Annotated in this window: 12 protein-coding genes; 6 read left to right on the top strand and 6 right to left on the bottom strand. The window is 62.3% G+C overall.

What is annotated here, in order from left to right:
• Positions 1 to 172 precede the first annotated feature (172 nt).
• The 4 genes from GM668_RS06420 (at position 173) to GM668_RS06405 (ending at position 5,171) form a co-directional block, all read left to right on the top strand.
• Positions 173 to 775 (top strand): response regulator, encoded by a 603-nt coding sequence (locus tag GM668_RS06420; RefSeq protein ID WP_170305523.1) that lies wholly within the window; start codon positions 173 to 175, stop codon positions 773 to 775.
• Between the two features lie 108 nt (positions 776 to 883).
• Positions 884 to 2,569: a cache domain-containing sensor histidine kinase gene (locus GM668_RS06415; protein ID WP_155438096.1), complete on the top strand. Its 1,686-nt coding sequence runs from the start codon at positions 884 to 886 to the stop codon at positions 2,567 to 2,569.
• On the top strand, positions 2,566 to 2,943 hold the full coding sequence (locus tag GM668_RS06410) for an Hpt domain-containing protein (RefSeq protein WP_155438095.1): 378 nt from the start codon (positions 2,566 to 2,568) through the stop codon (positions 2,941 to 2,943). The genes GM668_RS06415 and GM668_RS06410 overlap by 4 nt, the downstream gene beginning before the upstream one ends.
• The gene (locus GM668_RS06405; RefSeq protein WP_155438094.1) at positions 2,943 to 5,171 is read left to right on the top strand and encodes a hybrid sensor histidine kinase/response regulator; all 2,229 of its coding nucleotides are present in this window, start codon (positions 2,943 to 2,945) and stop codon (positions 5,169 to 5,171) included. Before GM668_RS06410 ends, GM668_RS06405 begins: the two co-directional genes overlap by 1 nt.
• Positions 5,172 to 5,196: 25 nt before the next feature.
• On the opposite strand, the gene GM668_RS06400 is transcribed toward GM668_RS06405, so the two are convergent.
• The gene (locus GM668_RS06400; protein ID WP_155438093.1) at positions 5,197 to 5,928 is read right to left on the bottom strand and encodes an ABC transporter substrate-binding protein; all 732 of its coding nucleotides are present in this window, start codon (positions 5,926 to 5,928) and stop codon (positions 5,197 to 5,199) included.
• 152 nt (positions 5,929 to 6,080) lie between these two features.
• Between GM668_RS06400 and GM668_RS06395 the strand changes: the two genes are divergently transcribed.
• Positions 6,081 to 6,533, top strand: a complete 453-nt coding sequence (locus GM668_RS06395; RefSeq protein WP_155438092.1) for an FKBP-type peptidyl-prolyl cis-trans isomerase — start codon at positions 6,081 to 6,083, stop codon at positions 6,531 to 6,533.
• Here GM668_RS06395 and GM668_RS06390 read toward each other — a convergent pair.
• Positions 6,530 to 8,137, bottom strand: a complete 1,608-nt coding sequence (locus GM668_RS06390) for an alpha-amylase family glycosyl hydrolase (RefSeq protein WP_155438091.1) — start codon at positions 8,135 to 8,137, stop codon at positions 6,530 to 6,532. The genes GM668_RS06395 and GM668_RS06390 overlap by 4 nt on opposite strands.
• 250 nt (positions 8,138 to 8,387) lie before the next feature.
• Between GM668_RS06390 and GM668_RS06385 the strand changes: the two genes are divergently transcribed.
• Positions 8,388 to 8,576, top strand: coding sequence for a hypothetical protein (locus tag GM668_RS06385; protein WP_155438090.1), 189 nt, complete (start codon positions 8,388 to 8,390; stop codon positions 8,574 to 8,576).
• A 93-nt stretch (positions 8,577 to 8,669) separates the two neighbouring features.
• On the opposite strand, the gene GM668_RS06380 is transcribed toward GM668_RS06385, so the two are convergent.
• From GM668_RS06380 to GM668_RS06365, 4 genes are all read right to left on the bottom strand, one after another.
• Positions 8,670 to 10,337, bottom strand: coding sequence for a cation acetate symporter (locus tag GM668_RS06380; RefSeq protein WP_155438089.1), 1,668 nt, complete (start codon positions 10,335 to 10,337; stop codon positions 8,670 to 8,672).
• Positions 10,334 to 10,663: a DUF485 domain-containing protein gene (locus tag GM668_RS06375; RefSeq protein WP_155438088.1), complete on the bottom strand. Its 330-nt coding sequence runs from the start codon at positions 10,661 to 10,663 to the stop codon at positions 10,334 to 10,336. Before GM668_RS06375 ends, GM668_RS06380 begins: the two co-directional genes overlap by 4 nt.
• Positions 10,664 to 10,789: 126 nt before the next feature.
• Entirely contained in the window at positions 10,790 to 11,536 is a 747-nt protein-coding gene (locus GM668_RS06370; protein ID WP_155438087.1) for a LytR/AlgR family response regulator transcription factor, read from the bottom strand.
• On the bottom strand, positions 11,533 to 12,627 hold the full coding sequence (locus GM668_RS06365; RefSeq protein WP_155438086.1) for a sensor histidine kinase: 1,095 nt from the start codon (positions 12,625 to 12,627) through the stop codon (positions 11,533 to 11,535). The genes GM668_RS06370 and GM668_RS06365 overlap by 4 nt, the downstream gene beginning before the upstream one ends.
• Positions 12,628 to 12,727: the final 100 nt, after the last annotated feature.

The following is a 12,727-nucleotide window of genomic DNA, read 5'->3' as shown; positions in this document are numbered from 1 at the left end:
CAGCTCCTTTACGGCCAGCCAGGCCATCTAAAATTTGTTAGACCATTAATTTTGTAGTTTTGCTTTATCATTTCGGCACCGTGCTGATTGATGGGGGACTTAAAAATTGGCAGGTGGCAATTAATTATAACGATAAATCATTAAATTTAAAAAATTTGTTGGAAAATTTGTGATAAAACGAATTGACGCACAGCCGGACGAGGTATGCACGACGCAGCGGGCGGCGGAAATGCTGAACATTTCTGTTACGTCCGTACAACAATTGGTTGAGAAGGGAGTGATTGAAGCCTGGAAAACCAAAGGCGGGCACCGGCGCATTCCCGTGGCGGCAGTGCTGGCCTACCGGGCTGCCCAAACCCATATCGAAGCCGCGCCGCCGTCGGAACGGCCCAGCGTGCTGGTCGTGGAAGACAATGCCATGCAGCGGCTGGCCTATCAGCGCCAGTTCGAAGCGTGGCAACTGCCGGTCGAACTGTGCTTTTGCGAAAACGGCTACCAGGCATTGTTGCAGATTGCCAGGCGCAAGCCTGACATCTTGCTGGCCGATATCATGATGGATGGAATGGACGGCTATGCGCTGGTAAAGACCATCCTGGCGGATCCTGAACTGGCGTCCACGCAGGTTGCCATGTTGTCCAGCGTGTCGCAGGCCGAATTGGAGGCGCGCGGCGGCATTCCTAAAGGCGTGGTGTTTTTCACCAAGCCCGTCAACTTTGACGAATTACGCGGTTATATCAAGGCTTGCTGCGCACAATCGCAGCGCTGGAATCGATAAATTAGTCAAATAAATCGAATTTGACAGTTTTTGAATTTCGGCGCAGTATTTCTCCTGGTCATTGCTCGGCGGCTATTTTTCAGCCGCGGTGCGGTTCGGGAGAGGTGCATGTGGCGAAGAATACTAGGCCGTATCGATGTGCGCTGGCTGCTGGCGGGCTTTGCGCTCTCGCTGGTCGCTGGTACCTGGACGCTCACGTTGATACAGCTGCGCGAGTCCCGCCAGTTGCAGCTGGACGATGCCAGGCGCGACGCCCGCACGCTGGTGCGCCTGTTCAGCGAACATGCGAACCGCAGCATTGAAGCGGCCGACCAGGCAGTCATGTTCTTGCGGCACAGCTATAACAGCCAGGGCATGGCGCTCGATATCAACCGCGAGCTGCGCGAGGGACTGGGGCCGGGCGATATCTACAACTTGTTTTCGATCGTGAATGAGCACGCGGACATCGTGTTATCGAGCAAACCCTTCACGCCGATGAACCTTGGCGACCGCGAGCATGTCAAAGTGCACATGCACAGCGACAGCGACGCCTTGTACATCAGCAAACCCGTGCTGGGGCGGGTGTCGAAAAAATGGTCATTGCAATTGACGCGCCGGATCAATCACACGGACGGCAGTTTCAAGGGCGTGGTCGTCACTTCCATGGATCCGCAGTACTTCATCCAGCTGTACCACAATGTCGACGTTGGCAAGAAAGGCTCGATTGCGCTGGTCGGCAGTGATGGCGTGATGCGGGTGCGGCGCGTGGGCAAGGATGACAGCATGGGCCAGGATATCAGCGCCAGCCCGCTGTTTGCAGCCATGACGGCGGCGCATGACGGCTTGCTGGAGCATACCGGGCCAATTGATGGCCGGATCCGCATTTATGCCTTTCAAAAGCTCGACCGTTTTCCCTTGTATGCGCTGGTTGGCATTGACCTGGAAGAGCGCATGGCGCCGTATGACGCGAACCGGCAGCGCACGCTGGCACTGGCTGGCGCCGCGACTTTGGCCATCTTGTTGTTTAGCGTTGGCATCTGGGTGCTCGCGGGGTGGCTGATTGCCAGCCGGGAAAGCGCCGTGTCGGCAAACCTGGCCAAGTCGCGTTTTCTTGCCAACATGTCGCATGAATTGCGCACGCCGCTCAATGGCATCCTTGGCTATTCTGAATTGCTGCAACACGAATTCGGCGACGCGCGCGAAGGAAAATTTGCAGCGGCAATTCACCATTGCGGCAGCCGCCTGCTGGGATTGGTCGAAGCCGTGCTGGAATTGAGCGCGCTGGAATCCGGCAAGGAACAGTTGCTCATTGAACCCATTTCTATGCAGGATCTGGTGCGGCAAGCCATGTCGCGGCAACGTGCCGCGGCGGACGCCAAGAAGCTGTCGCTGGAAACCGAACTGGGTCCGGGAATACCGGAAAGTTTTGCCTGCGACCGCGCTAAATTGCTGCGTGTATTGGATATCTTGCTGGTCAACGCGGTCCAGGCCACGTCGCACGGCGCGGTACGGCTGGCCGTGTCGGCAACCGGGCGGCATGGTTTGCGCTTTCAGGTCAGCGATACCGGCAAGGGCGTTCCCGCAAGCCAGCGCCAGCGCATTTTCGACAAATTTTCCCAAGGCGACGATAGCGCGGCGCGCGCCAAAGATGGCGGCGGCCTGGGTTTGGCGATTGCCGCCCAGCTGGCCGAATTGATGCAGGGCCGCATCTGGCTGGAAGACAGCGCGGGGCCGGGCGCCGTGTTTGTCGTCGAGCTGCCGCTGCAACGGGAAAGCGCTGATGTCCTGGAACGGCAGGAGGCGGAAACCGTATGACGCCCGCAAGCTACCATGCAATCGACCCGTGGGCCTTATGGGACGTGGCCGCCGGCGACCTCGATGTCTTTCGCACGCTGGCCTGGATCTACCTGCAACAGGCGCCATTGCTGGCGCAACGCATACGCGAAAGCCGGGCGCACTACGCCGCTGCGGAGATCTACAGCGCCAGCCATACGCTGAAAGGCATGGCGGGGCTGCTGGGGGCGACGGAGCTTTGCAGCGTGCTGGAACAGCTGGAACTGGCCGCAAAGGCAAACTTGCCGCTGCCGGCGGCAGCGGACCGGGTCGATGACTTATGCGCAAGGGTGCTTAGCGAAGTCGAGACGTGCTCTGAACAATTTGATGGTATCCGTCCCCGGGAGGCGCCCTGATGCAGCAAAACAGGCGCGGATTGGCTGCCGGGAGCGCCCCGGCCGGGCGGCGCTGGTCCAGCACCAGCGTGCGGCGCACCGTGGCTGCCATCGGCGGCGGCTTGCTGGTGGTCCTGCTGCTGACAGCCGGGTACGCGGCATGGGTCATGCGCCAGCACGAAATCGATGACTGGCGCCGCCAGCTGGGCAGCTTGTCGCTGGTGCTGGCCGAGAGTACTGCGCAAACCATGGCGTCAAGCTTTAAAGTGCTCGATGGTATTGCCGAAGCCATCCATGAAGTGCATGGTACCGGGGAGGCCGCCCGCAATACGGCACTGGGCACGCAGCAGTTCTACCAGGTGATGCGCGACAAGATCAGCGGCTTGCCGCAAATTGATGTGGCAAGCGTGGTGGCCGCCGATGGCCGCGTCTTGAATTTCACGCGCCAATATCCTGCGCCCGCCATCAACTTGTCCGAACGCGACTATTTCCAGCATCACGCCAGCCATGCCGACGATCTGCCGTATCTGAGCCAGCCGGTACGCAACAAAGGCAATGGCAAATGGACTTTCTACATCAGCCGCAGACTCAGCCATCCGAATGGACAATTTGCCGGCGTGGTGCTGGTCGGGGTGTCTTGCGAATTCTTTTCATCGTTCTTCAAGAATGTCAGCCTTGGCGAGCACGCTTCGGTATCGCTGTACCGGCGCGACTTCACGTTGCTGGCGCGCTGGCCCCAGGTGGAAAAATTAATGGGCGAGCAAGTGTTGAATGGAACGACCTATGCCGTCATTTCTGCGGGGCTGACCGACGATGTGCGCCTGACCCGGGGGCCGCGCGCAGCGGCCGATAACCGGGAAGTCACCCGCATGGGCGCGGTACGCCAGGTGCGCGATTACCCGCTGGTGATCAATGCCACGATTACCGAAGAATTGCTGATGGCGGGATGGTGGAGCAAACTGCGCCTGCTGGGCGCCGTGCTGCTGGCCAGCCTGGCGGCGCTGCTGGTGGCGTTTTACATGGTCGGACGGCTGCTGATGCGGCGCGAGCTCGACGCCACGCGGGCCATCGAACTGAAAGACCAGGCCGATTCCGCAAACCGCGCCAAATCGGATTTCCTGGCCATGATGAGCCATGAAATCCGTACCCCGATGAGCGCCATTGCCGGCATGTCTGAATTGATGCTTGAAACCCAGCTCGATCCCGCGCAGCGCAGCTATGCGGTCAATGTGCATCAGGGCGTGGGGGAGCTGATGCATATCATCAACGAAGTACTGGACTTTTCCAAGATCGAGTCGGGCCACATGCAGCTGGAAATGCAGCCATTCGACCCTGCGGCCCAGGTGGCGCAGGTGGTGGCGTTGCACAGCGCCGCGGCTGAACGGAAAGGACTCAAACTGCAGGCCCAGATCGGTATCGGGCCTAAGCTGGTGATGGGCGATGCCGGCCGTGTGCGCCAGGTACTGGGCAACCTGGTCAACAACGCCATCAAATTCACGGCGGCAGGCACGGTGAATATAGCCTATGAGGCCCATGCCGATGGCGGGTTGGCAGGATCGTGGCGGCTATGCTATGCAGTGACGGACAGCGGCATCGGTATTGCGGCCGACGTGCAGCAGCGCTTGTTTAAACCGTTCAGCCAGGCGGACAGTCAAATCAGTGGGCAATACGGCGGTACCGGTTTGGGATTGGCGATTTGCCGGCGGCTGGTTGCAATGATGGGCGGCACGATTGGCTGTGTCAGCGCGCCAGGGGCGGGCGCCAAATTCCACTTTGACGTGGCGTGCCGCCTTGCGGCCGCTTCGCCCGCGCAAGACATGCCGCAAGCCGCCATCCCGGCGGCAGCCACGGCCGGGCAGGAGGTGCAGCGCCACGTCTTGCTGGCCGATGATACGTTAATGAACCGGCAATTGGCTTGCATCTTGCTCAAACGCCTGGGCTGCCAGGTAACGGAAGCGGAAAACGGCGCGGAGGCGCTGCAGTTGCTGGAGCAGCGGCCGTTTGACCTTGTTTTGATGGATTGCATGATGCCGGTGATGACCGGCTATGAAGCGTGCCGCCGCCTGCGCACAACGGAAGCACAAGCGGGGCGGCCGAGGGTCCCCGTGATTGCACTGACTGCCAGCGCCATCGATGGCGACCGGCAGCGTTGCCTGGAAGCGGGCATGGATGACTACCTGAGCAAGCCATTTACCGCAGCCCAGCTGGGCGAAATCGTCAGGCGCTGGTGCGGCGAAACGGTGGCATAGCTGGTTCGCGCATACGGCGGTGCGGCTATTGAGCCGGCGCCACCGACGCGCCCTCAATCTGATGGCGCTGCAACGCCTCGGCCACGAAGCCGCCGGCCTTCATTTCTTCGACAAAGGCCGCCAGATACGCGGCAGCCGCTTCGCCACGGCTCTTGGGCACGCCCATCGCCTGGCGGATTACCATGAAACGGCCTGGCAGCAAGCGCAGGCCGCCCAATTTGGCCGCATCCGCTTCCAGTTGCTGCTTGACGCCGGCCGCGGCGTCCGCCTGTTCCGCAATAAACGTTTGCACCACAGCCTGGGACGTGGCCGCACGGACAATGTGAGCGTGCTGCAGGCTGCGCGTCAGGTACAGGTCATAGGCGCTGCCGCCGCCCACCACCACGCGGTGCCCGGCGCGGTCGACTTCTTCATTGGCTTGCAGCGGCGATGCATTGGGCACCAGATAGCAGCCTTCGATCAGCACATACGGCGCGGTGAACGTGATGCCGGCGCCGCGCAGCGGATCGATGGCGAAGAAGCCGATATCGGCCTGGTCCGCCGCGACGATTTCCACCGCCTTGCCCGCCGCATTGACGACGACCGGTTCCAATGGCACGCCCAGGCGGCGCGCCAGTTCGGCCGCCAGGTCGACGGAAACGCCGAACGGCGTACCGTCGGCGCGCGCATTGGCGAGAATGGGGTTGCCCAGGTTGATGGAAGCGCGCAAGACGCCGGTGGGAGCAAAAGCAGACAGCAGGTCGGGAGAGATGGTCATGGCAGGTGAGGTGGTTGCGGGATGCTGCTGATTCTAGCGAATGACGGAGGGATGTGCCGCAAGTTCTGATAGAGCGCCCCCTCTGTCCGCGCAGGGACCGGCGTGGGGTAAAATCGCGGTCCCGGTTTTCCACCCTCATACGAAAGCATTGCATGAACCGACTGTTGTCTTCCTGCCTGATTGGCCTGACCCTGACGATTGCCCTGGCGGGCTGCGAACGCGCCAAAGCGCCCGCGCCTGCTGCCGGCGCTGCGGCGGCTGCCGCTGTCCCGTTCCAAAAAATTGATACCGTTCCCGGCACTGGCAAAGAGGCCGTCGGCGGCGTGACGGCTGTCGTCAATTACACGGGCTGGCTGTATGAGCCGAATGCACCGCAACAGCATGGCGCGCAATTTGATTCGTCCGTGGGCCGCTCGCCGTTCAGCTTTGCGCTGGGCGCCGGACAAGTGATCCAGGGCTGGGATGAAGGCGTCAAAGGCATGAAGGTGGGCGGCAAGCGCACGCTGATCGTGCCCGCCGCCATGGGCTACGGCAGCAGCGGCGCCGGCCCGATTCCGCCGAACGCCACGCTGATTTTTGACGTGGAATTGCTGGACGTGCGCTAATCCGCGGCGCTTCCGATCACCCATCCGTACGGCGCCAGCGTGGCGCCATGCCAGCCGTTCGCATACAGCGGTTCAATGTGCGCCAGTGCGGCATCGAATTGCACTGCATGTGCCGACAAATTGGCCAGCACCACAAGCCGCTCGCCCGGGCCGCTGCGTGTAAAGCCGATGGCGCCGGGCGGCACGCTGTCCAGGAAACCGGTGCCGCCTGTGCGCAGTACCGCGTGGCGGCGGCGCAGGGCAATCAGCGCCTGGTAGTGCGCATACAGTTCGCCATCAAAGGCATTCCAGTCCAGCTGGTAAGGGTTGAACAGTACTTGCCAGCCGGTCCACGTGGGCTCATTGAATTCCTGCCCCATCAGGATGTGCGGCACGCCATCCATGGCCAACAGGACGGCAGCGGCGGGGCGGTGCGCATCGCGGCCCAGGAAGGCAGCGATGCGTCCCTGCTCCTTGTCTTCCAGCCAGCGCATGCGCAGCGCGCCGCGCGGGAAGCTGTACGTGGATTCATTCCAGTAGCGCGCAAACGCCGCGTTGTCCGCCGCGCCTTGCGCGCAGCGGCGCAGCATTTCGCGCGTGCCGCCTTCGTAGGTCAGGTCGCAGGCCGCCAGGTGGTGGAATTCATCATACGACTGCGAAATCAGTGCGATATCCGGCCGCACTTGCGCCAGCGCGGCGCGGAGTTCGTTGAGAAAATCGCAGGGCGTGATGTCGGAATCATCGAAGCGCAAGCCATCGAAGCCAAAGCGCCCGACCCAGTTGCGCATGCTGCCGGTCAGGTATGCGCGCAGCGCACGGTCTGTAAAGTCAAAGCCAGCGAACTCGTCGCGGTTGGGTACCGCGTAATAAATGCTGCCGTCCGCGCGCCGCGTGTACCAGTGCGGATGCGTGCGCGTGAATGGGTGGTCCACGCTGCTGCGGTTCAGCGTCCAGTCCATGACCACGCCCATGCCGCGTGCATGCGCCGCGTCCACCAGTGCGCGCAGCGACGCGGCATCGCCCAGCGCGGGATCGATCGCGTCGAAGTCGCGCACGGCATAGGGATCGCCGCTCGTGCCGCGCCGGCCTTCCACCCCGGCGGGCTGAATAGGCATGATCCACAGCACATCGATGCCCAGTTCGTCCAGGTAGGACAGCCTGGCGCGTACGCCGTCAAAGTCGCCGCCAAAGGCGGGAACCGATAACTGGTAAATCACGCCATTGCGCAGCCAGTCCGGGCTGGCCAGCGCCGTGCGCGCATGCAGCGGGCCGGGGGCGGCGGCGCTGAGGCCCGGCTGGCGCATCAGCACGTTGCTGCTTTCATCGACAGTCAAGCAGGAATTGTTTTGGCCATCTTCGGAAATCCATGGATTGGCCGGATCGGGTATCCAGTCCGTGCCGTCGATGACGAATTTGTACAGGTGCCGGCCGGCGGGGACAGGCAGCGTGGCTTGCCAGCGCGTCGCTGAAACGCGTTCCATCATGCAGGCATCGCCCGCCCAGCAATTGAATGTACCCGCCAGCGCCACGCTGCGCACGCCGGGCGCGGCATCGTAGATAAAGCGTACGCCGCCAGGGGCGGCATGCGGCAGCACTGCCGGGGCAGCGTGACATTGCAAATCCATTGGATCCTTTCAAGGCGCGTTGCGATACGAAGTGATGTAATTAAACTACTTATTTTTAATTAAGTAAACGTCGTTTGACTACATTTTCAAACGCGCCGGCGAACGTCCTGGATAAGCGCCTGTCAGGGATGCCCTACAGCGGCGCGTCGGGTTTACCCGTGGCGTTTTGTCCGTCAGGCCCGATACCGTTGGTGGCACAGGGGGCCGATACTGTACCTGGGCATCACACAACCTGCATCGGGAGGCTGAGATGGAAACCACAACACAGCGCGTAGCCGCAGCCGGCAATGCGCAGGGGCCAGGCCGCGGCGGCCGCGCCAGCCTGCCTGAACCCAGCCATGGCGCACCGGCGGCGCCAGATAATGAACGTATCCGCGAATTGCTGGGCTGGGGATTGATCGCATCCAACGGGAGGCATCATGGATGCTCCCGGCATTAACCGCTTTTACCAGCCACGGGGCCGAACCATTCAGTTGCTGTAAAAAAGCCCGCTGAACTTCAGCGGGCTTTGCCGGGTAAAACCGCGCAGTGATCAGTGCGCGCTGGCAGCTGCTGCGCCGATGCCGGTTTCCGAACGTACTTCCTGTGCTTCAAAGCCGGCGCGGTCAATCGCGGCGCGCTTGCTGGTATCGGTCAGCGAAACGATCAAGATGCCGAGGAAACCCACCGTCATCGAGAACAGGGCAGGGGACGTGTACGGGAAGATCGGTGCGGCGTTATGGAATACGTCGACCCACACGGACTTCGACAGCACGGTCAGGGTCACCGCGGTCAGCAGGCCAAGGAAGCCGCCCACCGTGGCGCCGCGCGTCGTGCACTTGCTCCACAAGACCGACATGAACAGCACCGGGAAATTGGCCGATGCGGCAATGGCGAAGGCCAGCGACACCATGAAGGCCACGTTCTGCTTTTCAAACACGATGCCCAGCAACACGGCGATAACGCCCAGCACGATGGTGGTGACTTTCGACACGCGCAGTTCGCTGCCTGGCGCCGGCTTGCCTTTCTTGATCACGGTGGCATACAAGTCGTGCGACACGGCCGATGCGCCGGACAGGGTCAGGCCCGCAACCACGGCCAGGATGGTGGCAAATGCCACGGCGGAAATAAAGCCGAGGAAGATGTCGCCGCCGACGGCTTTCGCCAGGTGTACGGCCGCCATGTTGTCGCCGCCCAGCAGCTTGCCGGCGGCATCCTTGAAGTTCGGGTTGGTGCCCACCAGTACGATGGCGCCAAAGCCGATGATGAACACCAGTGCATAGAAGTAGCCGATCCACGTGGTGGCCCACAGCACGGACTTGCGCGCTTCTTTTGCATTGGGCACAGTGAAGAAGCGCATCAGGATGTGCGGCAGGCCGGCGGTGCCGAACATCAGCGCCATGCCGAACGAAATGCCGGAAATCGGATCTTTAATGAAGCCGCCCGGACCCATGATGGCGTCATGCTTGGCGTGCACTTCGACGGCGCTGGCAAACAGCGACGACAGGCTGAAGTTGTACATCGACAGCACGGAGAACGCCATGAAGCTGGTGCCGGCCAGCAGCATGACTGCCTTGATGATTTGCACCCACGTAGTGGCGGTCATGCCGCCGAACAGCACGTACACCATCATCAGCACGCCGACCAGCACCACGGCCACGTAGTAATCGAGGCCGAACAGCAGTTTGATCAGCTGGCCCGCGCCGACCATCTGCGCGATCAGGTAAAACAGCACGGTCACCAGGGTGCCGGAAGCGGCAAACATGCGCACGGGTTTTTGCGCGAAGCGGTACGCGGCCACGTCGGCAAACGTGAAGCGGCCGAGGTTGCGCAAGCGTTCCGCCATCAGGAACGTCAGCATCGGCCAGCCCACGAGGAAGCCGATCGCGTAGATCAGGCCATCGAAGCCATTGGCAAAGACTGCGGCGGAAATGCCGAGGAACGACGCGGCCGACATGTAGTCGCCGGCAATTGCCAGGCCATTCTGGAAGCCCGTGATGCCGCCGCCAGCCGTATAAAAGTCGGACGCGGAACGGGTACGCTTGGCGGCCCATTTCGTGATGAACAGCGTGCCCAGCACGAAGACGGCGAACATGGAGATCGCCGTCCAGTTGGTGGCTTGCTTGGCTGCCTGGCCCAGGTCAGGCGCGGCCAGCGCGCTGCCCGCCATGGCCGTCAATGCGGCGGCGGCAGCAAGGCGGGAAAACAGGCGGGCGTTCATGCTGCCTCCTTCTTGGCTTCAGCCGAAGCATTCTTGTGGATGGCTTCCGTCAGCGCATCAAATTCGCGGTTGGCGCGGCGCACGTAGATACCCGTAATGGCGACGGTGAACACGATGACTGCCAGGCCAAGCGGCACCCCGCGCGACATGACGCCGTCGCCGATTTTGGCCGCCATGAAAGGCTTGTCGAACGCATTGAGCGCCGTGAAGCCGTAATAGACGATCATCATGGCCCACGCCAGCATCCAGCCGTAGCGGGAGCGGGTCTTGACCAGCTTCTGGTAATTGGGGTCGGCCTTGACCCGCTGTACAACGTCTTGTTCCATCTCTGCCTCCAATTATTTTGTTAAGCCGGGCCGGGAATGTCTGGCCAGGCATTGGAGCGATCGTAAGGGGCGTTGCTTACCATATGCTTACGGCTGGCCGCATTGCATGCAACGCGCGCCGCCGCGTCACTTCCCCATCAGCGCCGCCTTGACAGCGGCCACATAGGTTTCGCTGACAGGCAGCCGCGCGCCGCAGGCCAGCGTTAATGTGTGGCTGCCTTCCTGCGCTTGCTGTAATGCCAGCATTTGGCTGCGCCGCACCAGGATACGCCGGTGGATGCGGATGAATTGTTCCGGGTCCAGGTAGCGTTCCAGCGCCGACAGGGTGGTGCGGTGCAGGAAGGTTCGCTGCGGTAAGTGCAATTCGACGTAATTTCCGGCCGTTTCCATCCACCGCACGTCGGACAGGCAGACACGGTCGATGCGGCCGACGGAACGTACCGCCAGTTCCGTCCAGTAGCCGGCGGGCGGCGACATGAATCCATTGAGCGCTTTCACGTAAGCGGCGCGCTGGCTCAGCAGCGTGGCGGCCCGCTGCAGCGCCTGCTGCAGGCGCTGCTCGTCGACGGGCTTGACGATGTAGTCCAGCGCGTGCACGTCGAACGCTTCCAGCGCGTGGCCCCGGTGCGCCGTCACGAACACCACCAGCGGTGGCGTTTCCCTGCGGCTCAGCTCACGTGCAAACGCCAGTCCCGACTCCACCGGCATTTGCACGTCGAGCAGCACAATGTCGGCATCGTCCGATGCCAGCCAGGCGCGCGCTGCCGCCGCACTGGCGCATTCTGCCGCCAGGCGCCATTCCGGCAAGGCTTGCAGCGCCAGCCGCAAGTTGGTGCGCGCATGGGCTTCGTCGTCCACGATCAGCACTTTCATGCGGCAGCGCTCCACGGCAGCGACAATTCCGCGACAAAGCGGTTGCCCTGGCGGCTGGTGGAAAGCGAGGCAGCGCCGCCATAGGCCAGTTGCAGGCGCGCGCGGATGCCGCGCAAGCCGATGCCCAGTCCCGCGGACGGCGCCTGATGCGCATGCAGCGGATTGCTGACCTGGACTTTCAGCTGCCCGTGGCCGCGCGCGAACGTGACGGCGATGTCGCTGATCCCGTCGCTGCATTCCAGGTCGTGGCGCAGCGCATTTTCAACCAGCGGCTGCAGCAGCATGGGCGGACATTCCACTCCGTCATCCAGCACATGCACGCCCTCGACGCGCACTTGCAGGCGCTCGCCAAAGCGCAGGCGCTGCAAGTCCAGGTAATTCAGCACGAAATCCCATTCCCGCTCCATGCCGATCCAGTTGCTGGTACTGTTGGCCAGTGCATATTCGAGCAGGTCGCCGAGGCGCGACAGGCCGTCCAGCGCCAGCGCCTTGTCATCGGTACGCACCATGGCGGCAATTGCGCTCAGCGCGTTGAACATGAAATGCGGTTCCAGCTGGCCGCGCAAGGCAGCGAGCCGCTGGCGTTCCAGCGCCAGCTGGGCTTCGGCCAACTGGCGCCCCTGCTGCTGGCGATGCTTCCACAGGTGCATGGCCACGACGCAGCCAAACGCCATCGTCAGCATGACATAGGCGACGAACCATTCGAATTTGTTCATCGTGACGACGTAGCGCCAGCTGTTGCCCAGCGTGGGGGCGATGTCGTACTTGATGCAGCGGCGGAAGCCCAGCCCCAGCATCGCGGCCGGCCAGCACAGCGCAACAAAGGAAAGGTAGCCCACGGCGATGCGCCGCTGCGTGGCAAGCCAGGCGGGATGGCTGCGGTACGCCATGTACAGCGCATAGCTTTGCACCGTCATGACCAGGTACCCGAAGAACCAGCCTGCCGTCATGTGCCAATAGCTGCGCATATCGCCATATTGCAGGCGGTCGCTGTATGTCGTGATGCCTGCCAGCGCGCATACGAGCGCCCACAGCATGTAATTGGCCAGCAGGGCGCGCAGCCAGGCCGGCATCGAGAATATCGGTTCCATGGCGCGGAAGTATAGCAGCGCGGTTTCGGCGGTTTTCCGGCAATCGTCCCTGCGGCGCAGGCGTTCGTCACACCAGGCGTTACAGCGCCGCGGGCGGCGC

This window comes from Pseudoduganella ginsengisoli (genome assembly GCF_009720865.1).
Lineage (GTDB): Bacteria > Pseudomonadota > Gammaproteobacteria > Burkholderiales > Burkholderiaceae_D > Rugamonas > Rugamonas ginsengisoli.
This window is presented reverse-complemented; position numbering and strand designations above follow the sequence as displayed.

What these genes read in the sequence shown, in the direction of transcription:
- GM668_RS06405 (WP_155438094.1), top strand. Translation starts at nt 2,943, where the DNA reads ATGCAGCAAAACAGGCGCGGATTGGCTGCCGGGAGCGCCCCGGCCGGG.
- GM668_RS06390 (WP_155438091.1), bottom strand. Translation starts at nt 8,137, where the DNA reads ATGGATTTGCAATGTCACGCTGCCCCGGCAGTGCTGCCGCATGCCGCC.
- GM668_RS06375 (WP_155438088.1), bottom strand. Translation starts at nt 10,663, where the DNA reads ATGGAACAAGACGTTGTACAGCGGGTCAAGGCCGACCCCAATTACCAG.
- GM668_RS06400 (WP_155438093.1), bottom strand. Translation starts at nt 5,928, where the DNA reads ATGACCATCTCTCCCGACCTGCTGTCTGCTTTTGCTCCCACCGGCGTC.
- GM668_RS06410 (WP_155438095.1), top strand. Translation starts at nt 2,566, where the DNA reads ATGACGCCCGCAAGCTACCATGCAATCGACCCGTGGGCCTTATGGGAC.
- GM668_RS06365 (WP_155438086.1), bottom strand. Translation starts at nt 12,627, where the DNA reads ATGGAACCGATATTCTCGATGCCGGCCTGGCTGCGCGCCCTGCTGGCC.
- GM668_RS06415 (WP_155438096.1), top strand. Translation starts at nt 884, where the DNA reads ATGTGGCGAAGAATACTAGGCCGTATCGATGTGCGCTGGCTGCTGGCG.
- GM668_RS06380 (WP_155438089.1), bottom strand. Translation starts at nt 10,337, where the DNA reads ATGAACGCCCGCCTGTTTTCCCGCCTTGCTGCCGCCGCCGCATTGACG.
- GM668_RS06385 (WP_155438090.1), top strand. Translation starts at nt 8,388, where the DNA reads ATGGAAACCACAACACAGCGCGTAGCCGCAGCCGGCAATGCGCAGGGG.
- GM668_RS06395 (WP_155438092.1), top strand. Translation starts at nt 6,081, where the DNA reads ATGAACCGACTGTTGTCTTCCTGCCTGATTGGCCTGACCCTGACGATT.
- GM668_RS06370 (WP_155438087.1), bottom strand. Translation starts at nt 11,536, where the DNA reads ATGAAAGTGCTGATCGTGGACGACGAAGCCCATGCGCGCACCAACTTG.